We start from the raw sequence: 18,844 nt of genomic DNA on the forward strand, positions 1-18,844 counted from the left end.
TCATGAAAGACGCGCCCAACGACTGGTTTGACTCCTGTATCGGTCGACTGACATCCACCGACTCCCTGCGGGTGTGGTCGGTTTTGGTGACAATTTTTGGCGATCTTGCGCAAAACAGATCGGACCAGATCAGCGGCTCACTTATTACGGCGTTGACGGGTCGCGTTGGCATCAAGGCTGAGGCAACAAGGGTTGCCTTGCATCGGTTGCGCAAAGACGGGTGGATCGAAAGCACCCGCATCGGGCGCGCAAGCACCCATCACCTCACGGACTATGGGCGCAATCAAAGCGCTGCAGCCGCACCGCGCATTTATGGGCGTGAAGTCAGTATGCCGGATATCTGGCACGTGCTGATTGCAAACAACTCCGACACATCCCGAAAAGAACTGGCTGACCTATTGCTGACCGGGGATTATGTGTCACTCAATCCGGCAACAGCTATGGCTTCGGGACCTATGCCGGATGGTCTGGAGGAATTGCTGGGCTATGAGACCAGCGCCATTTCTGTTCCTGACTGGTTGCAAGACCTGTTCGGGCCGCAGCCGTTGAAAACAGCATATGCTGATTTCCTAGAATCTGTTCATATCGTCGATGGCCTTCTACCTAGAACCGGTGTGGACGATCCGATGGAAACCGCGATGTTACGCGTCCTCGTCGTACACAATTGGCGCCGCATCGTACTGCGCCACCCGGTGTTTCCATCAGATTTCCTTCCCTTCGATTGGAAAGGGTCAGAATGCCGAGCGGCCGTTTCTGACCTTCTGGACCGGTTGCCCCGGCCAAAGCTCTCTGCGTTGGAAGCTGAATTGAGCAGCTAAGCTGGATCACGGCCAACCGTGCCAAGCATCGGTGGTGACGCTTCGATATGTTACCGATATGTCCGAAATCGATATTTTTTGGTAACATGATACTTGCCTCGAATCGGTAGAAACCCTATAAACCGACCATACGGTCTATGAATAACGTGAACACCTAGGAGACCTCACGGATGGATGCATTCATTTGCGATGCGACGCGCACTCCGATCGGGCGGTATGGAGGTGCGTTGTCCTCGATCCGCACGGATGATCTGGCGGCCATTCCGCTGGCTGCTTTGAAAGAGCGGAACCTGCAAGTGGACTGGCCCAGCGTGGATGACGTCATCTATGGGGATGCCAATCAGGCTGGTGAAAGCAACCGGAACGTAGCGCGGATGGCTGCCTTGTTGGCCGGATTGCCGGTCGAGGTGCCAGGAACCACATTGAACCGTCTGTGCGCCAGCGGGATGGATGCGGTTGGGATGGTGGCTCGCGGGATCAAGGCAGGAGACTATGACCTGGCAATCGCGGGCGGGGTCGAAAGCATGTCCCGCGCGCCTTTTGTGATGCCCAAAGCGACATCCGCGTTTACGCGCAGCAATGCGGTTTATGACACAACGATTGGCTGGCGCTTTGTAAATCCAAAGATGAAGCAAGCCTATGGCATTGATTCAATGCCGCAAACCGCTGACAACGTGGCGGAAGACTACGGTATCAGCCGCGCAGATCAGGACAGTTTCGCCGCGCGCAGTCAGGCCCGGTGGGCCGCCGCACACAAAGCAGGTCTGTTCGCGGATGAGATCACCCCGGTCTCGGTTCCACAGCGCAAAGGCGATCCGGTTGTGATCGATACCGATGAGCACCCACGCCCGGGCACAACGGCAGAAAAACTGTCGGGCCTTAAAGGGGTGAATGCACCAGACAATACAGTAACGGCGGGCAATGCATCGGGCGTCAACGACGGCGCCGCAGCCATATTGATGGCGAATGAGGGAGCGGCCGCAAAGAACGGCCTCACCCCAATCGCGCGCGTCGTGGGCATGTCTGTTGCCGGGGTTGAACCGCGCATCATGGGGATTGGCCCAGTACCGGCCAGTCGCAAGGTGCTGGCCCGGGCCGGGCTAACCATCGAACAGATGGATGTGATAGAGTTGAACGAGGCCTTTGCCTCCCAGGGATTGGCGTCGCTCAGAGAGTTGGGCCTGCCCGACGACGCAGCGCATGTGAACCCAAATGGAGGCGCAATTGCCTTGGGTCACCCGCTTGGCATGTCTGGCGCGCGATTGGTGCTAACGGCTGCGTATCAACTGCGCCGGACAGGCGGTCGTTACGCGCTATGCACTATGTGCGTGGGCGTCGGACAGGGTGCCGCTTTGATTTTGGAACGGGTTTGACGGGCAGATCACAGAACGAACCGTGCTGATCGGTTCAAGTCTGGGTCAACCTGAACGGAGGACACAAGATGTACGCACAAATGGTTAAATCCGAGGCCACAAATGATGACCCCGAAAAGCTTGCCGAATTTCAGGCAAAAATCGACGCGGACATCAAGATCGAGCCGAAGGATTGGATGCCGCAAGGCTATCGCAAAACTCTGATCCGCCAGATTGGTCAGCACGCCCACTCTGAGATTGTTGGACAACTGCCCGAAGGCAACTGGATCACCCGAGCGCCGACGCTGGAACGCAAGGCGATCCTGCTGGCTAAGGTGCAGGACGAGGCCGGGCACGGGCTGTACCTGTATTGCGCGGCAGAAACACTGGGCGTCAGCCGGGACGAGTTGACCGAAATGCTGCTGGACGGCCGCATGAAATACTCATCGATCTTCAACTATCCCACGCTGAACTGGGCCGATATCGGCGCGGTTGGTTGGTTAGTCGATGGTGCCGCGATCATGAACCAGGTGCCGTTGCAGCGCACGTCTTACGGGCCGTATTCGCGCGCCATGATCCGCATCTGCAAGGAAGAAAGCTTTCACCAGCGTCAGGGATACGACGCCATTCGCAAGATGGCTGAAGGCACGCCCGAGCAGAAGAAGATGGCACAGGATGCCCTGAACCGGTTCTGGTACCCATCGCTGATGATGTTCGGGCCATCGGATAAGGACTCGGTTCATTCGACCCAATCGATGGCCTGGAAGATCAAGATGAACACAAATGACGAGCTGCGTCAGAAATTCGTCGACCAGACCGTGCCGCAGGCCGAATTCCTGGGCCTGACCGTCCCCGACCCGGACCTGAAATGGAACGAAGAACGCGGCCACTACGATTTCTCGGAACCCGACTGGTCCGAGTTCTTTGACGTCATCAAAGGCAACGGCCCTTGCAACACCGACCGTCTGGCCGCCCGCAATAAGGCCTGGGACGACGGGCAATGGGTGCGGGACGGCCTGCTGGCGCACGCAAAGAAGAAACGCGCCGGTCAAGTGGCCGCTGAATAAGCCTGACCTGAGGAGGAAACCCGATGAAAAACGAATGGCCCCTTTGGGAAGTCTTTATCCGCGGTCAACACGGGATGAGCCATCGCCATGTCGGCTCGCTGCACGCGGCTGACGCGGAAATGGCAATCAAGAACGCACGCGATGTCTATACGCGCCGCAACGAGGGCGTGTCGATCTGGGTGGTCGAGGCGAACAACATTGCGGCCTCATCCCCCAGTGACAAAGGCCCGCTATATGAGCCCAGCGAAAGCAAGGTTTACCGTCACCCGACATTCTTCGACATTCCCGATGAAGTGGGGGCGATGTAATGAGTCGCGACGAAGCCTTCCTGCAGTTTCTGCTCAGAATGGGTGACAATACACTCATCCTGGGTCATCGCGTCAGCGAATGGTGCGGTCATGCACCCGTGCTGGAAGAAGATATCGCGCTGGCCAATACCGCGTTGGACCTGATCGGCCAAACCCAGATGTGGCTGGGCCTTGCTGGCGAAATCGATGGCAATAAGAGCGCTGATGACATGGCTTTTCTGCGTGATGCTTGGGATTTCCGCAATGTTCTTATGGTCGAGGTTCCGAATGAAGATTTCGGCCGGACCCTGATGCGCCAATTCCTGTTCGATTCGTGGCATTCGATCATGCTGGGGCGCCTGATTAAGTCTTCAGACGACCGTGTTGCGGCCATCGCTGCGAAGGCCAGCAAAGAGGTCGCTTATCACCTGGAACGCTCAAGCGACACGGTTGTTGGATTGGGCGACGGAACAACCGAAAGTCATGACCGGATGCAGGCGGCGCTGGACTATCTGTGGCCCTATGTGGGTGAGATGTTCGCCAGCGATGAGGTGGATGCCGAGATGGTGGCAGCAGGTATCGCGCCCAATCCCGCTGATCTGCGCGCCGAGTATGACACATTGGTCCAGCGGGTTTTGGCAGATGCGACGCTGACCATCCCCGACAGCGCATTTGCGCATAAGGGCGGACGCAACGGGCAGATGCATACGGAACATCTGGGGCATCTGCTGACTCAGATGCAATGGCTGCAACGCGCCTATCCCGGCGCTAGCTGGTAGGCCCACATGGAACGGGTGCCAACGGACCAGATTTGGGAATGGCTGGATGCTGTTCCTGACCCCGAAATCCCTGTGATTTCAGTGGTCGATCTTGGGATCGTGCGCGATGTGCACTGGGATGCGGGCACACTGACTGTGACGGTTACCCCAACCTATTCCGGTTGCCCTGCGACCTCAGTCATCAGCATGGACATCGAAACGGCGCTGCGGGATCAGGGGATCAAGGATCTGAAGATCGAAACCACCATCGCGCCCGCCTGGACCACGGATTGGCTCAGCGACAAAGGCCGCGCCCGGCTGGAAGAATACGGGATCGCCCCGCCGCAACCGGCAGGCGGCCCCGAGCGTTGCCCACACTGCGGCAGCAAGGCAGTTGAAAAAGTCAGCCAGTTTGGCTCGACCCCGTGCAAGGCGCATTGGCGTTGTACCGACTGTCTGGAACCCTTCGACTATTTCAAGTGCATCTGAGGAGAAGCACCGGATGGCACGTTTCCACGATCTGAAAGTTACCGATATCCACAAAACGATCCGCGATGCGGTGGTTGTGACGCTCGAACCTATGAATGGTGCAACGGAAGAATTCGACTTTATCGCCGGTCAGTACCTGACATTCCGGCGCGATTTTGAGGGCGAAGAACTGCGCCGGTCTTATTCGATCTGTGCAGGCAAAGACGATGGCGTTCTGCAGGTTGGCATCAAACGTGTTGATGGCGGCGCGTTCTCAGGCTGGGCCAACGCTGAGCTGAGTGTCGGTGACATTGTGCAGGCCATGCCGCCCATGGGCAGCTTCCACGCTCCGATCAATGAAAATGCTGAAAAGCATTATCTCGGCTTTGCGGGTGGTTCTGGCGTGACACCGGTTCTGTCGATCCTCAAAACCACCCTCGCCCGTGAACCTCAATCGCGGTTCACGCTGATCTATGCCAACAAAGGCATCAACACGATCATGTTCCGCGAGGAGTTGGAGGACCTCAAGAACCTCTATATGGGCCGTTTGAATGTGATTCATATTCTGGAAACGGATTCTCAGGAAATCGACCTGTTCACCGGGTTGGTCACGCAGGAAAAATGCGCGGACCTTTTCAAGCACTGGGTCGACATCGAAAACGTCGATACGGCGTTCATCTGCGGGCCGGAACCGATGATGCTGGGCATTGCCGCCGCCCTGCGCGACCACGGGCTGGATGAAAGCCAGATCAAGTTCGAGTTGTTCGCCAGCGCGCAGCCCGGTCGCGCAAAGCGCAAGGCAAGAGCGGCGGATGCCAGCCGGACGGACAATCAGACCAGTGCGTCCATTACATTAGACGGCTCGACCCAGACTCTGACCATTCCCAAGGACATGTCCGTGCTTGATGCCGCCCTGGAAAACGCGATGGACGCCCCTTACGCCTGCAAGGCCGGCGTGTGTTCAACCTGTCGCTGCAAGGTGCTGGAAGGCGAGGTTGAGATGCTCGCCAACCACGCGCTTGAGGATTACGAGGTTGCGAAGGGCTACGTGCTCAGCTGTCAGGCCTATCCGCTGACAGACCGCGTGGTCGTGGATTACGATCAGTAGCGAGGAACCCGATATGAACGACGCCATGACCCTCGACACCTATCTTGCCTCGGGCGGTGTGCTGACCAACCCGTCAAACGTTCCGCCACGCTATCGCGCGGAGCTGTTGAAACTGATGGCAACATTTGTCGACAGTGAGCTGGCAGGGGCAGCAGGTTTTGCAGATGTGATCAACCTTGGACCGGGTATCAAGGAACGCATCGCCGCCTCAAAGATCGTGCTTGAAAAAACGGATCATGCAGATCGCGTTTTGAACATCATGGGCGAGTTTGGCGTCGATACGGACCGTTATGCCAATCATCACCCCTGGACAGCGCGGCTGAACCGGGATGCTGATATCGGGGCCACCCGGTCCGAACATGACATGCGTCTGGCTGTGTTCAACTATCCGTTTTCGGGCTGGTCGGACGCGGTGATCATGAACCTGCTCATGAGCGGTGCTGTGGCCGAACAACTTGCCGAATACTCAACAATTTCATATCAGCCGCTGGCCGAAGCTTTTCGCGCAATCGCTCCAATCGAAGCGCATCATGGTGAATTGGCGAAGGAGGGGGCGATCAAACTGATTGAACAAGGCGAGGCTGAGCTTATGCAAGCTTCAGTCACCTACTGGTGGCCCCGCGTTGCTGGCTCATTCGGTGGTGACGATGAAAGGCGGTTCGCGCTTTTGAAATCACTTGGGCTGCGGCGAACCACAAACGCTTCGTTGCGCGACCGTTGGCACAAGACGACGGCTGAGACCCTGAAAACGCTGGGATTGTCGGCACCTTCCTAAATCAGGGGGATGGCTTCAGGTCTCAACACCGTCCAGATCCATGGCCGAGCGCGCCTTGGCCTGCGGGTCCTTGTCCAGAACATGATGCATGCGCTCCATGACTGTATAAAATGTTGCCAATTCGTAGGGGCTTGCAACCGCCAGCAAACGGTCTTCGATCTCTCGGGCGGCGGGCAATATCTCGGCGAGAGCTTGGTGCCCTGCATCGGTCAGCGAAATCGAAACAAGCCGCGCATCCGTATCACCCGGCACCTTTGTGACAAGCCCGTCCGCCTCGAGTTTGGAAACCGCGCGACTGACCCGTGGCTTTTCAAGGTTCACATAGGTTCGGATATCGCGGACCGATGCAGTTACACAGCGCTGAAGATGCACCAACACCCGCCATTCTGCAGCAACCAGCCCATGTGTCCGGTCATATTCGACCGACAAGCGGCGGCTGACCCGCTCGGACAATATCGCTAGCCGGTATGGCAAGAAGGAAGACAGGTTAAATTCGTCAGACATATAGGCAATATCCAAGGTCGTTGCATCTAGAACGATATTGACTTTTGCCTCATTTGCAAAGACAAACAGCTCGTTGCAGATGAAACAAACTGTCGCTTCGCATGCAAACGGGCGGCCGTATCAGGGAGAAGCCGATCATGGCCAAAGCATTCGCAAGCCAAGGGGATATGTCTGAAAAGAATATCTCATTCACCGAGATCGGCGAAGGGCTTTACGCATTCACCGCCGAGGGCGATCCGAACTCGGGCGTGATCATTGGTGACGATAGTGTCATGATCATTGAGGCTCAGGCCACCCCGCGCCTTGCACAAAAGGTGATCGACTGCGTGCGCGGCGTGACCGACAAGCCAATCTCTCATGTGGTTCTGACCCATTATCATGCTGTGCGTGTGTTGGGGGCCTCAGCCTTTGGCGCAGATCAGATCATCATGTCCGATACGGCGCGCGCCATGGTGGTGGAGCGCGGACAGGAAGACTGGGACAGCGAGTTTCAGCGTTTTCCGCGCCTGTTTGAAGGGCATGAAAGCATCCCCGGTTTGACCTGGCCCACAACAACCTTCGACGATCAGATGACCGTCTATCTGGGCAATCGTAAGGTTGTGATCAAGCAGATCGGGCGCGCGCATACGGCGGGTGACAGCGTCATCTGGGTTCCCGATAGCCAGACGATGTTCACCGGTGATATCGTCGAATATCATTCAGCCTGCTACTGCGGTGATGGCCATTTCGAAGATTGGGGCGCAACACTGGATGCAGTCAAGTCTTACGATCCGCAAAGCATTGCCCCCGGACGTGGGGATGCGCTTGTCGGGCGTCAGATGGTCGACGCAGCCTTGGCCAATACGCGCGACTTTGTGGATAGCACCTATAATGCGGTGAAACCTATTGCCGCCAAGGGCGGCTCCCTCAAAGATGCATGGGACGCGGTCCGCGCAGAATGCGATCCCAAGTTCAAAGACTACGCCATCTATGAACACTGCCTGCCCTTCAATGTGGCACGCGCCTATGACGAGGCCCGCGGCATCGACACACCCCGGATCTGGACCGCTCAGCGCGATTTGGACATGTGGGAGGCCCTGCAGGGGTAAACCGCCATGGTTACAGCACGATATCAAACGGCATTTCAGCTTTATCCTTATGAAAGGGTCCCCGATCAGGATGCAACCAGACCCAGCCGCCATCCGGTTGTTATCGTGGGTGGTGGTCCCGTTGGAATGGCGCTTGCACTGGATCTTGGTAAGAAAGGCGTTGGGTGCCTTGTGCTGGATGACCATGACGGCGTGGGCATGGGTAGCCGCGCGATTTGCTTTTCCAAACGAACACTGGAAATTTGCGACCGTCTAGGCTGCGGGGAACCCATGGTCGAGAAAGGCGTGGTCTGGAATCTGGGCCGGGTCTACCGTGACACGGAAGAGATATACTCGTTCAACCTGCTGCCAGAGGAAGGCCACAAGCGCCCGGCCTTCATCAACCTGCAACAACCCTATTTCGAACAATTCATCGTCGAGGAAATTCGCCGCCAGCAAGCTTTGGGCGCGCCGATTGAGATTCGTGGACAGAACCAACTTACAGCGCTGACACAAAACCAAGATCACGTCCTTTTGGACGTCGATACGCCGGGTGGACCCTATCAAGTCGAAGCCGACTACCTTGTAGCCTGTGACGGCGCGAGCTCGCCCACGCGCGAGATGCTTGGGCTTGGTTTCGAAGGCCGCGTGTTCGAAGACAACTTCCTGATCGCGGATATCAAGATGAAGGCGGATTTCCCAGTTGAGCGTCGGTTCTGGTTCGATCCGCCGTTCAATCGCGGTGAAACCGCCCTAATGCACAAGCAGCCTGATAATGTCTGGAGACTTGATTTCCAGCTTGGATGGGACATTGATCGCAAGGCCGAACTGGACCCTGATAAGGTCGCCACCCGAGTATCAGCGATGATCGGGGAAGACGTAGAGTTCGAGCCGGTCTGGTCATCAATCTACACGTTCCGCTGTTGCACGATGAAAGAGTATCGCCATGGTCGGATATTCTTCGCAGGCGACAGCGCCCATCAGGTCAGCCCCTTTGGTGCCCGCGGCTGCAACGGCGGTATTCAGGATATCGACAATCTTGGGTGGAAACTGACCGCAGTGATCCAAGGCGATGCACCAGATGCGCTGCTCGACAGCTACCATACCGAACGCAAGCATGGCGCGATGGAGAACATCAAAAATTCCAGCCGCAGCGCTGATTTTCTGACGCCTCGGAACCCTGCACACGCGCTGTTCCGCGATGCGGTGCTTGATCTGGTAACCGATTTTGATTTCGCGCGCCCTTTGGTGAATTCGGGTCGCCTGTCGGTGCCCTGCACCTATGATCTTTCGCCGCTAAATAGTGACGACGGGATGCCCGATGGGCCAGCTTGCACACGACCCGGCAGCCCGCTACCTGATGCGCCTTTGGAAAACGAGTTTCTACTGGATCGCCTTAACACTGGTGCATTTTCGATCCTCGCACTGAACTGCGATCTGCCCACGCGGATAGATGTAGCTGAGCAGTCGCTGGATTGTCTTACCCTTCAGAACGTCACGGGCCATTTGGCTGAACGCTATTTGGGCGAGGCTCAATCAGCCGTTTTGTTGATCCGCCCCGATCAGCATGTCGCCGGCCGTTGGCCACAGTTTGATCCAATTGCCCTTGAAGCAGCAATGCACAAAGCCTTGGGGAGGAGCTGAGACATGTCACACCTGATCCTGACCCCAAACTTCGACAATGGCGACGATTTCTATGAGGCGCTGCTGAATGCCCATGACGGGCTAGACGAGGCTGGCGTCCACGCACTGAACGCCCGATTGATCCTGATTCTGGCCAATCACATTGGCGATCAGTCGACACTGGAGGCTGCATTGCTTGCGGCCCAAAAAGCTACTAGTAGATAGGTGCTCAGACGCAAACTGCGCAATGTCCGGACGCACAGAAAGGCGCTTTGCTTGAAAGATCATCCTGCACCGGGAAGCAAACCACCCATTGGATGGTTTGCTTGATACGTTTCAATAGATCCACGGCTATTGCATTGCGCACAGCCTGTCGACTTTCCGAGCCAAATCAGTCGTAACCGCCGACCAGACCCCAGGCGTCAAAGTCTCGGTGCAGCGTGTTCGACGCCAGCGTCAACGCTTCTCCGTGACGTTCGATCAATTCCGTCCGGCGGGCCGGGTCGCGGGTTGTTTCAATTGCGCCCCAGATCGCAGCCAGTGTTTCAGCCGCATCACGCAGACGGGTCAACGTGTCCGCATCTGCTGCTGCCGATACGATCGCAGAGGCGGATACTTTTCCGACCCCGGCGACAGTATGTGCGCCGCCGCTGGTATAGCCCTCGGGGATATCACCCTTGCAGTTGATCACTTTGCGATAGCGAATAGCCGACAGGATCTGATCGACCGCTTGCTTGGCCCCTTCAACGCGTGAGGTGTGCTCGGTATCCGCTGCCGCATGGGGGAGCAGCTCCAATCGCCCCGGATAGGCGTCGATCAGCGGACGGTAAGGCACCATCGGGCCAAATAGGCTGCCATCCTCTGCGATGAACAGATCGGCATCGATCGCTGCATAGGCCACCTTGCCTGATGCCATCGCATCGTTCAGCGCGTCTGCATCGACAACCTCGCCACGGTCGTAGTTGACCAGAACCGCGCCGTCATTCAGGGCATTCAGAACCGACGCGCCAACAAGCCCCGCATTGGCAAAGACACCATCCGCACCCCTGGCACCAAGGCCGGTATGAGGCGACAACACATCAGCGCCTGCGGCAGCCTCTTCCGGAGTTGCAGCGTAGATGAAACCTTCGCTTTCAATCCACTGACGGTGCCGCGCGCGCGCATGTATGGCGACGGTCATTCCAAAGGCTTTGCCCAGCTTCGCTACTTCGCGGCCGATATTGCCGTAGCCGATCACGCCCAGTCTTTTGCCTTCTAGCTTTTCGGTCGGGTAATCGCGCAGGTGCTTGCCGGTGTCAAAGTCGCCGTCAACAACACGCTTGTGCATCTCATCAACCTTCAGATCAGGCAAAACACGCAACAAAGCCTTCATCGCGGTCTGCGCCGTCGCGCGGCTGTTGAAGCTGGGGGTGTTCATCAGCGGGGCAGAACCGCCCACGCCATCACCGCCGCCCCAGCAGGCACAAGCCATGTTGCCGGTTCCGGCACCGATACGCACGCCGCCTTCGGGGAACGTTGCATTCTCGGGGAAGAAGGTCGCCGCCGCGATGACCGCATCATATTGGTTGCCGCAGCACGCTGCCGTCAGTTCTTCGTGCGTGGATAGGTCTGGCAGATAGAAGAAATGCTGACCAGCAGGCAGATCGGACCCATCCCAGCCACCATAAGTGAAGGTTGCGCCCTGTTCCTCGACATAGGCCTTAACCGCCGAAGCATCCGGCTGCCCGTCCGCGCCAAACTTCAGGCCGACCAGATCCGCGACCAGAATGCGATAGGCGCGGTTCGGGTCATCTTTACGCTGGTCCGCGCCGCCTGTTGCTGCGGCTTCAAAAGTGGTGCCTTGCGCGGCCAGTTCCTCTTCCAGCACCACAACCTTGGCACGGTGATAGGCGTAAGAGATGTTGTCCAGCAGACGCACGATATCCTCGGGCTCGCGAATGCCGCCGATCCAGGCGCGATAGTCACCGGGGGTGCCGGGGAAGGCATTTACGTAGCGGGCCGCATCCAGGCCAGGTTCATAGTCGCCATTTGGATGAGTCAGCCCTTCGTAACCCAGCAGCTGCTTCGACCGGGCAATGATGCGCGCGTGAATGGCAGGATCGGTGATGCCGGGATCGTTGACCGCCAGCAGGGTCACCGCCGCGCCCCGTTTCTGAGCATCGCTAACACCGGCAACCAGCAGGTCCTGGCCGGCCAGCCACGTATCGATCTGCGCGCGATTGGCGGCCGAGCGCTGGTTCATCACCCCAACCGAGCCAAACATCTTTTCGACACGTAGCAGGCCATAGGTCGTTTCAGCGAAAGCCAGCGACGAGAATGTATTGATCACTCCACCCGTCATCTTATCCGCTGCAGCATCATAGAACGGGCCAAGACCCACTGTCTTTTCACCGGTCAGCGGCTTTTTGGTATCGGTCGGAACAACCAGCTTCAACTGGCGCGCAATCGCCCAGGCCGGGTTCTTCTGGTTGTCTTCGATCAGCTGCATTGCTGCTGGGGTGAACGACGCCAGGAAGTAGCCCGAAATCCCACCGATGGCTTTCTGAAACGGGGTGAAGATGTTGCATTTCGCCATGAAGGCCTCGACCACGTCTTGCGGCCAGGGCATCCCGCCCAGCATCGAGGTCGCATCGATCATCGCATGGCGGTTCGCCGGGTCGCGGTCCAACCAGTCCAGAAGCGAGGTGACTTCTTCGGTGGTATATGTGGTCGCCCCGGTGGTTTCGTGCCCAACGCCGACAAACAGGGTGATACCCATAGCCTCCAGCTCGTCCACTGACGGGATCGTGCCTTCGGCGTCCGCGAAGACCACTTTGTCTTCGTACCCATTGACGGCAAACTGTTGCAGCTCCAGGATCTGCGTGCCCCAGCTTTGACGGAAGAACCCACCCTTGGTGGCTTCATCCGATTCCGGCCGCGGGGTGTCGACAAACAGTTTCTGACCATCCAGATTTGGGTTCATCAAATGCATGATGGCGACGGTAAATCCACTATGGCCGCCGCCAAGACCCACAGCCATTGGGTTTGATTTGGGGAAGCCAAAATACCGATGGATATGGAACATCATGTCCCGCAGGATTGCATCCGCAGGATAGCCACGGTGCATCGAACGGCCTATTTCTGCGGTGGTGAACGGCCCCAGATCGTTACCGTTGTCGTCAAGCTTGCGATAGGTGGCTTCTAACCAACGGTCAAAGTCGAAACGGTTTTTGCGCCCTTCAGCCTCATCTTGAATCACGTCGGTGATGGGCCCCACGCCAAAGAACGGGTTGATTGTCCGAGGCGGAGGTCCGCTCTGTGTCGCTTCGATGGAGATTTTGCGCTGCGCTTCAAGTTCGCTCATGGTCTATCTGTCTCATTTCAACTTCATCCGATTTGCGCACATCGTACGCCCTTGCTCACTATAGGAAACATCAAATTGCGAAGTTTTGGCGCTGCCAAACGTCAAGTTCGCGCCAACATGAACTTTCCGTATTTGTTGAGGAATGAGGCGGAGCTATTGCATCGATAAAAGCATAACATCTGCGGGCTCGAAGCCTATTTTGCGACGCGGGTTTAAGTTCAGCGGATCATTTCACGATAAGGACAGACATCATCCTCAAACGGAACATGGCGCCGGCGGAATTGAGTATCAGGAACGACCGTAGGATCAGCAATCCGGTCCATTCTGAAGTGACGAAAGTCTTTGCGCAACCGGTCCCAGCCCACCAGATACCACAATGGCGGTAGTATGAGCATGGCTTGAGGTTCGACTTCGCGCTGCGTTTTCTGACCTTTGGCGTCATAATAAACAAATCGGACGAACTGTCGCTGAAGAAACGCGGCTTCGAATGCAGGAAGAAGTTCAGGCTCGGTTTTTCTTACATCTGACGAGTCCTGCAACGGTGAAAGCTGCCCAATATGGAGACAGTCCAAAAACCTGCGTAGGTCTTTCACTTTTTCTGCCGGTAGCGCCTTTTCGATTTTCGCAAGGCCCGCATCGGCAAGAGCTGAAAAGGGTAAGCTTCCGGCGGCACGTGTTGTTGCGACGCTAATTAACAACGCAAAAACCTCGGACACCGATAGCTTTGCTGTTGTCTGTATAGAGCGTGGATCAAGCTGCAGCCCCCCACCCCGCCCTACATCAGAGTAGATTACATAGCCTTCATCCCGCAGTGCAGAAATATCGCGCAATATTGTTCGGCGCGAAGCTCCGACCTGTTTGGCAAGCGCGTCGACGGTAGATGTACCATTCCGACGAAGGTTTCGCACGATGGCGTCATGTCTGCTTCGAATGTTCATAGGAGCATTCTAACATCAATAGTGACAAATTTTGTCACCGTTTCATCTTACCAAGGCTTTGGAAACAAAACTGAGGAGATAGTGATATGAAACGGAGAGCTGTGAACCCTTGGGACTGGTCGATCAAGCTTGGCTATAACCAGGCTGAGATCATTGACGGGGTGTCACGTCAGGTAATATGTGCGGGACAAACGGCAGTGGACGGGGATGGCAATCCCCAGCACCTTGGCGACATGCGCGCGCAGATAAATCTTGCACTCGATAATTTGGAAGCCGTTCTCAGCGCGGCAGACATGAACCTGAGCAATGTCATCAAGCTTGGGATCTATGCGACCGACGTTGACGAGGCGCTCAAGAATTTTGACTTGCTGGGAATGCGGTTCGGTTCGCATCAAGTGGCTCCGCCAATGTCGCTCTTGGGTGTAACGCGCCTCGCTATCCCCGGATTGTTGTTCGAAATCGAAGCAACAGCGGCAGCGTGAATTCTAAAACGGCTATGGTGCTACGCCCTGTGGTCGTTTCAATTACGAATCCCACAAATTTTCTCAGCTTGTGAATTATTGATCACCAGACAAATCATCCCCATCGGATCACAGATAGGCTGGTCGTCGTTTGCTTATTGGTGGCAGAGTGATCGCCCCGACACTATCCAATTGGACACTGGTCGTTGTCTGGACCAAACTGAACCATTCCACCACCAAAGTCCAAGTGACACGAGCTAGTATCGCGTGATAGTCTTTGGATCGGAGGATAGCTTCGTGAAACACTTTACGTATCCAATCCTAATCCTTGCCCTGTCGTTCGGTGCGCATGCGGAAGAACCGCCTGTGTTCAAAGAAGATGAACTTGGTGTTCTAAACCCACAGGATACAGGCCGTGAGATGCTGACCCGCAAAATCGAAATGGGTGTAATCGACTCGGTAACCTGCTCCTTGGGCATTAATGTTACAAAAAACGACAACCATGAGCTTGCAAGAAAGCTAACCCGCAAATGCGCAGAGGCTGGTTACACCAAAGCCATGACGTGGATGAGCCAATTGGAGAACAACGGTCTTGGAGGCGACTATAACCCGGATGCATCTGCCGAATGGGACCGTCGTGCCGCTGAACTCGGGGATCCGGTCGGCAGGTTCAACCACGGCCTAAACCTCATGCGAGGTCACGGCATCAAACAGGATGAGGCATTGGGGCGCAGCTACATAGATCAGGCAGCAAAGGACGGCTTGGCAATTGCGAAAAGGTTACAGAGCGCCGACTATGATCTGGACGAAGTAACGCCCGATGCTGACGAGTGGAAGTACAAGCCCCTGTTCTAAAGTCGGGAAACAGGGCTCATCTCTCTCAAGATCGCGATGAGCCCATGATGGTCTCTAGCGTCGTCCTGAACAGCTGCGCATCGATTGGTTTGTGAAGCAGTGGCAGGTTTGCCGATTTACATAGCTCTGTCAGCTCCGCTGAACGATTGGCTGAAACAATGCAGGCGGGTAAGTTACCGAACCTTCCGGTCAACGCGACGACCGCATCGGTTCCTGTCTTTCCGTCACTCAATTGAAAATCCGCAACGATCACATCAGGCAAAATATCAATCTCTTGCAACAGGTGGAAAGCTTGACTTTCGCTATCGCATTCCAGAACGTGTAGACCCCATGCTTCCATGGTCATGCTGAGGGCTCCACGCAGACTCTCGTCGTTTTCGATCAGCAATGCGATTTTCGAGGCCAGTATATTGGATTCTGGTGCGCCGACATCCGCCGGATCTGGTTGTTGTTGAGTTATGACCTTGGCCGACGGTACGCCAATTGAAAAACCAGTTCCACGGTCAAGCTCAGAGCGAAGCTGAATAGGATGTTTAAGCAATCCGCAGGCGCGTTCTACAATGGCAAGCCCCAAGCCCATTCCTTCGGCCGCACTCGCGTCGGAGTTCAAGCGCCGAAACTCCTGAAAAACAATATTTTGCTGATCGGTCGCGATCCCGATACCGGTATCCCAAACTTCGATCGAAAAACTATTCCTCTGCCGCCGTACACCTACAAGTACTTTGCCGGTTTCAGTGTAACGGATCGCATTTGACAACAAATTCTGCAGAATTCGACGCAAATAGGTGGCGTCGCTTCTGACCAACGCATCGGTCGCGACGAAACGTAGATCCAGCCCTTTGGCTTGGGCCACCGGCCCGAATGCGTCTTCCATCTGCGAGAAAAGCTCTTTGATTGAAACAGTCGACATGTGTACCGATGCGCGACCAGAATCCAGCTTGGAAATATCGAGCAAGGCTTCGAGAATATGCTCGACGCTGTTTAGCGCGCTTTCGGCCTTAGACGCGACGATACCAGCCTCGGACGGTTCCAATCCACCGCCCAATGCAGCGACATATAGCTTTGCAGCCGACAAAGGTTGCAGCAGATCGTGGCTTGCCGCAGCAACAAACCGGGATTTCGATGCATTTGCACGCTCTGCATCGTTCAACGCATCCGCAAGTTCCATCGTTCGTGAGGCAACGCGCTGCTCCAACAGCTCCTTAGCCTCGTACAAAGCCTGCGCGGACTGTCGTTCGGCGGTTACATCCGTAAACGAAATCACAAAGCCCCGGTCCGGCATTTCCTGGGCAAACACGGAAAGGATTTTTGACCCGCCGCTTTGCATCTGAAACTTTAGCGGAGGCCGGTTGGTCGGACGATTGACCCAGGCCAGCAAGTCGGTGTCTGCCACACCACCTTCCAGGCTGATTGTCGTGCTCAGACGGTCGAAAAGGGATTTGAACCTTGCACCCATCTGAAACTGAAATATAGGAATGGCCAACAACTCGCTGGCGCGATTATTCCAGCCAACCAGTCGCAGTTTGTTATCGAATATACAGACACCCTGATCGATATGTTCCAAAGTGGCACGGATCAGGCGCGCTTTGTCATCCAAAATGCGGTCCCGCTCTTTGCGCTCAATCCGCATGATATCTGTGACATCGGTTTGCAGAACAACAGTCCCACCATCCGGTGTGCGGTGTTCTGAAACCTGTGACCAGCGATTTCCGCTAAGCCGGACGTTGAATACAACGTGATCATCCGCATGGCGCGCCAACCTGCGCTGTGCCCATTCTTCAGTCGTGACCGTTTCCGGAAGAGACAGGTATTTCGATCTGCTGACCAAATCGACATATTCAGTGAAACGCAATCCAGGAAGCAACTGATCCTGGATGTCCGGCATATGAAGTCCGAAACGGCTGTTGCACAAAACCAGCTCTTCTTCGATGTTGAACAGAGCAAATCCTTCTTGCACGGTTTCAATCGCATTGGCTAGGTTTGCCCGTGCAGCCTCGGTTTCTTGATTTGCGGTGGCCAGGCGGGCATTCGAATCGTTCAGCAGCTCTAGCGCCCGTTCCAAGTCGTCTGTGCGGGCGCGCACCTCCTGCTCCAGCATCGCGGCCCTTTGAAACTGTGCATATGCTGCTCCGGATTCGTCCGTGGACTCTTCCACCCGCTTCATCAACGCGGCCACGATCTTCAAGAGTTTTTCGTTTTGACGCGTGAGCGTGTCAGCTGGATTGATGAGGGCCTCAATCATCGCTTATCCTTTGTCCGGGGGATAAATCGCAACTCCGGTCAGTGTCTGATTTACATGGATCGAGTTGTATTGTTCGCCATATGTTGAGAACCCAACAACGTGGTTCTCGCGTAAAACTCGAGAGATCGCCCCTGTCTTTTGCTTCTCCTGAGCCTCCAGACGGCGCAAAATACAATCACAACCCAAAATGGTATCTGGCACCTGATCCCGCGTTAACAGCCCAATCTCTTCCTTGAGATGTTCCACCATATCTCTGGGTTCCGCCAAGGTCAGAACCAAACCTTCGTCAATCGCGGAAAAAAACACCAAATCACCGTTTTCATCGACCCTTTGAATGGATCTTACGTGATGCTGCCCGCCTATCTGTACCACTACAGGATGGGCCGCAAAGGTGAAGGTTGTCAGTTGTTCAGGGTCTTTACCAAGGATGCGGGCATATTCGCGCGCAGCGGGCTCGGCGTTGATTTCCTGAACGATGCGTTTGACGGGGTCGGCCTTTGTCACAACCATGCGTTGGGCGCTGGGGATAAAGTGATCGGTTTTGAACACCTTGATCGGACACCGCGTGCGCAGTTGGCAAAGGACGGCCGCATTTTGCAAGGCCTGCCCATCCGACAGCACAAAGGTGCTATCAAAACGCGTTCCGTCTCCGGCGGACCCACCAAACAGCGGCACAGGGCCTAAGCCAACGGCAAGCTCTGAAGTCAGCGCATCTTCTTTGGTGGACAAACCATCTATCATCAAAAACGTGAACTCATGTCGCCAATCCGGTGCAGCAGTCATCATCTGATTTCGGTTGTCGATCATCTCATTGATGATGTCTTTGGACGAAAAATCATCAAGATCGGGCACCAACACTGTACGGGCTTCGAAATGACTTTGCGGAAATCCAATCGCGACAATCAGATCTTCACTATATCCACAGTCGGCAAGCTCACCTGCTGTGGTGCAGCCAACGACAGGTGCCGGCGCAAACACGGCGCGCGCATCCGAGATCACTGCACCAGCATCGGCGTTGGCGCTTACAAAAAGGATAACCAGCGCAAAAGGGTCACCATCAAACGCGCCCGCCAACACAGACGCTGCATCATCTGTGTCGCAGTGGACGAATTCTGTTCTCACAATACCTGGCGAACGGGTCTGGGCCGTTGCCCACCCGACAGCTTGGTTCATCGAGC

The 18,844-nt window shown here is 55.9% G+C and carries 18 protein-coding genes; 13 read left to right on the forward strand and 5 right to left on the reverse strand.

All coding sequences use genetic code 11. The features are described from left to right. Nucleotides 1-2: 2 nt before the first annotated feature. The 8 genes from ACR0KG_RS11230 to ACR0KG_RS11265 all read left to right on the forward strand — a co-directional run bounded on the left by ACR0KG_RS11230 (nt 3) and on the right by ACR0KG_RS11265 (nt 6,633). Nucleotides 3-818 (forward strand): PaaX family transcriptional regulator C-terminal domain-containing protein, encoded by an 816-nt coding sequence (locus ACR0KG_RS11230; protein ID WP_480549843.1) that lies wholly within the window; start codon nt 3-5, stop codon nt 816-818. 170 nt (nt 819-988) lie between these two features. After that, the gene (pcaF, locus tag ACR0KG_RS11235; protein ID WP_480549845.1) at nt 989-2,191 is read left to right on the forward strand and encodes a 3-oxoadipyl-CoA thiolase; all 1,203 of its coding nucleotides are present in this window, start codon (nt 989-991) and stop codon (nt 2,189-2,191) included. Between the two features lie 68 nt (nt 2,192-2,259). Further along, nucleotides 2,260-3,237: a 1,2-phenylacetyl-CoA epoxidase subunit PaaA gene (paaA, locus tag ACR0KG_RS11240; RefSeq protein ID WP_480544530.1), complete on the forward strand. Its 978-nt coding sequence runs from the start codon at nt 2,260-2,262 to the stop codon at nt 3,235-3,237. Nucleotides 3,238-3,260: 23 nt separating this feature from the next. Beyond that, entirely contained in the window at nt 3,261-3,545 is a 285-nt protein-coding gene (paaB, locus tag ACR0KG_RS11245; protein ID WP_480544528.1) for a 1,2-phenylacetyl-CoA epoxidase subunit PaaB, read from the forward strand. Further along, nucleotides 3,545-4,303 (forward strand): 1,2-phenylacetyl-CoA epoxidase subunit PaaC, encoded by a 759-nt coding sequence (paaC, locus tag ACR0KG_RS11250; protein WP_480544527.1) that lies wholly within the window; start codon nt 3,545-3,547, stop codon nt 4,301-4,303. The genes paaB and paaC overlap by 1 nt, the downstream gene beginning before the upstream one ends. 6 nt (nt 4,304-4,309) lie before the next feature. Then, nucleotides 4,310-4,771 carry a 1,2-phenylacetyl-CoA epoxidase subunit PaaD gene (gene paaD / locus ACR0KG_RS11255; RefSeq protein ID WP_480544525.1) on the forward strand — a complete coding sequence of 154 codons (462 nt, stop codon included), beginning with the start codon at nt 4,310-4,312 and terminating at the stop codon, nt 4,769-4,771. Between the two features lie 13 nt (nt 4,772-4,784). Then, a complete protein-coding gene (locus tag ACR0KG_RS11260; RefSeq protein ID WP_480549847.1) occupies nt 4,785-5,858 on the forward strand; it encodes a 2Fe-2S iron-sulfur cluster-binding protein in 1,074 nt (357 codons plus the stop codon). 13 nt (nt 5,859-5,871) lie between these two features. Then, entirely contained in the window at nt 5,872-6,633 is a 762-nt protein-coding gene (locus tag ACR0KG_RS11265) for a Phenylacetic acid catabolic protein (RefSeq protein ID WP_480827299.1), read from the forward strand. 15 nt (nt 6,634-6,648) lie between these two features. On the opposite strand, the gene ACR0KG_RS11270 is transcribed toward ACR0KG_RS11265, so the two are convergent. Continuing rightward, on the reverse strand, nt 6,649-7,137 hold the full coding sequence (locus ACR0KG_RS11270) for a MarR family winged helix-turn-helix transcriptional regulator (RefSeq protein WP_480827300.1): 489 nt from the start codon (nt 7,135-7,137) through the stop codon (nt 6,649-6,651). A 137-nt stretch (nt 7,138-7,274) separates the two neighbouring features. On the opposite strand from ACR0KG_RS11270, the gene ACR0KG_RS11275 reads away from it, so the two are divergent. The 3 genes from ACR0KG_RS11275 to ACR0KG_RS11285 are packed head-to-tail and all read left to right on the forward strand — an operon-like array spanning nt 7,275 to nt 10,052. Then, entirely contained in the window at nt 7,275-8,225 is a 951-nt protein-coding gene (locus ACR0KG_RS11275) for an MBL fold metallo-hydrolase (RefSeq protein ID WP_480549853.1), read from the forward strand. 6 nt (nt 8,226-8,231) lie between these two features. Continuing rightward, the gene (locus ACR0KG_RS11280; protein WP_480827301.1) at nt 8,232-9,848 is read left to right on the forward strand and encodes an FAD-dependent oxidoreductase; all 1,617 of its coding nucleotides are present in this window, start codon (nt 8,232-8,234) and stop codon (nt 9,846-9,848) included. Nucleotides 9,849-9,851: 3 nt separating this feature from the next. Next, complete coding sequence (locus tag ACR0KG_RS11285) at nt 9,852-10,052, forward strand: DUF2783 domain-containing protein (RefSeq protein ID WP_480544516.1); 201 nt, start codon at nt 9,852-9,854, stop codon at nt 10,050-10,052. Nucleotides 10,053-10,218: 166 nt separating this feature from the next. Here the strand turns inward: ACR0KG_RS11285 and ACR0KG_RS11290 are convergent, their stop codons facing one another. Together ACR0KG_RS11290 and ACR0KG_RS11295 are read right to left on the reverse strand one after the other, a co-directional pair. Next, complete coding sequence (locus ACR0KG_RS11290) at nt 10,219-13,170, reverse strand: NAD(P)-dependent oxidoreductase (protein ID WP_480827302.1); 2,952 nt, start codon at nt 13,168-13,170, stop codon at nt 10,219-10,221. A gap of 218 nt (nt 13,171-13,388) precedes the next feature. Next, a complete protein-coding gene (locus tag ACR0KG_RS11295) occupies nt 13,389-14,108 on the reverse strand; it encodes a helix-turn-helix transcriptional regulator (RefSeq protein WP_480827303.1) in 720 nt (239 codons plus the stop codon). 86 nt (nt 14,109-14,194) lie between these two features. Between ACR0KG_RS11295 and ACR0KG_RS11300 the strand changes: the two genes are divergently transcribed. Together ACR0KG_RS11300 and ACR0KG_RS11305 are read left to right on the forward strand one after the other, a co-directional pair. Continuing rightward, a complete protein-coding gene (locus tag ACR0KG_RS11300; protein ID WP_480827304.1) occupies nt 14,195-14,590 on the forward strand; it encodes a RidA family protein in 396 nt (131 codons plus the stop codon). 276 nt (nt 14,591-14,866) lie between these two features. After that, nucleotides 14,867-15,424, forward strand: a complete 558-nt coding sequence (locus ACR0KG_RS11305) for a tetratricopeptide repeat protein (RefSeq protein ID WP_480544512.1) — start codon at nt 14,867-14,869, stop codon at nt 15,422-15,424. A gap of 25 nt (nt 15,425-15,449) precedes the next feature. On the opposite strand, the gene ACR0KG_RS11310 is transcribed toward ACR0KG_RS11305, so the two are convergent. After that, entirely contained in the window at nt 15,450-17,666 is a 2,217-nt protein-coding gene (locus ACR0KG_RS11310; RefSeq protein ID WP_480827305.1) for a hybrid sensor histidine kinase/response regulator, read from the reverse strand. A 3-nt stretch (nt 17,667-17,669) separates the two neighbouring features. Beyond that, complete coding sequence (locus ACR0KG_RS11315; protein WP_480549865.1) at nt 17,670-18,839, reverse strand: FIST N-terminal domain-containing protein; 1,170 nt, start codon at nt 18,837-18,839, stop codon at nt 17,670-17,672. Between the last annotated feature and the right edge of the window lie 5 nt (nt 18,840-18,844).

The organism is Ruegeria sp. H4, from assembly GCF_056533065.1.

Excerpts from the sequence above, each read along its gene's own strand:
- ACR0KG_RS11260 (WP_480549847.1), top strand. The coding sequence starts at position 4,785 with ATGGCACGTTTCCACGATCTGAAAGTTACCGATATCCACAAAACGATC.
- paaC (WP_480544527.1), top strand. The coding sequence starts at position 3,545 with ATGAGTCGCGACGAAGCCTTCCTGCAGTTTCTGCTCAGAATGGGTGAC.
- ACR0KG_RS11310 (WP_480827305.1), bottom strand. The coding sequence starts at position 17,666 with ATGATTGAGGCCCTCATCAATCCAGCTGACACGCTCACGCGTCAAAAC.
- ACR0KG_RS11300 (WP_480827304.1), top strand. The coding sequence starts at position 14,195 with ATGAAACGGAGAGCTGTGAACCCTTGGGACTGGTCGATCAAGCTTGGC.
- ACR0KG_RS11275 (WP_480549853.1), top strand. The coding sequence starts at position 7,275 with ATGGCCAAAGCATTCGCAAGCCAAGGGGATATGTCTGAAAAGAATATC.
- ACR0KG_RS11265 (WP_480827299.1), top strand. The coding sequence starts at position 5,872 with ATGAACGACGCCATGACCCTCGACACCTATCTTGCCTCGGGCGGTGTG.
- paaA (WP_480544530.1), top strand. The coding sequence starts at position 2,260 with ATGTACGCACAAATGGTTAAATCCGAGGCCACAAATGATGACCCCGAA.
- paaB (WP_480544528.1), top strand. The coding sequence starts at position 3,261 with ATGAAAAACGAATGGCCCCTTTGGGAAGTCTTTATCCGCGGTCAACAC.
- ACR0KG_RS11290 (WP_480827302.1), bottom strand. The coding sequence starts at position 13,170 with ATGAGCGAACTTGAAGCGCAGCGCAAAATCTCCATCGAAGCGACACAG.
- pcaF (WP_480549845.1), top strand. The coding sequence starts at position 989 with ATGGATGCATTCATTTGCGATGCGACGCGCACTCCGATCGGGCGGTAT.
- ACR0KG_RS11270 (WP_480827300.1), bottom strand. The coding sequence starts at position 7,137 with ATGTCTGACGAATTTAACCTGTCTTCCTTCTTGCCATACCGGCTAGCG.
- ACR0KG_RS11285 (WP_480544516.1), top strand. The coding sequence starts at position 9,852 with ATGTCACACCTGATCCTGACCCCAAACTTCGACAATGGCGACGATTTC.
- ACR0KG_RS11230 (WP_480549843.1), top strand. The coding sequence starts at position 3 with ATGAAAGACGCGCCCAACGACTGGTTTGACTCCTGTATCGGTCGACTG.
- ACR0KG_RS11280 (WP_480827301.1), top strand. The coding sequence starts at position 8,232 with ATGGTTACAGCACGATATCAAACGGCATTTCAGCTTTATCCTTATGAA.
- ACR0KG_RS11295 (WP_480827303.1), bottom strand. The coding sequence starts at position 14,108 with ATGAACATTCGAAGCAGACATGACGCCATCGTGCGAAACCTTCGTCGG.
- ACR0KG_RS11315 (WP_480549865.1), bottom strand. The coding sequence starts at position 18,839 with ATGAACCAAGCTGTCGGGTGGGCAACGGCCCAGACCCGTTCGCCAGGT.
- paaD (WP_480544525.1), top strand. The coding sequence starts at position 4,310 with ATGGAACGGGTGCCAACGGACCAGATTTGGGAATGGCTGGATGCTGTT.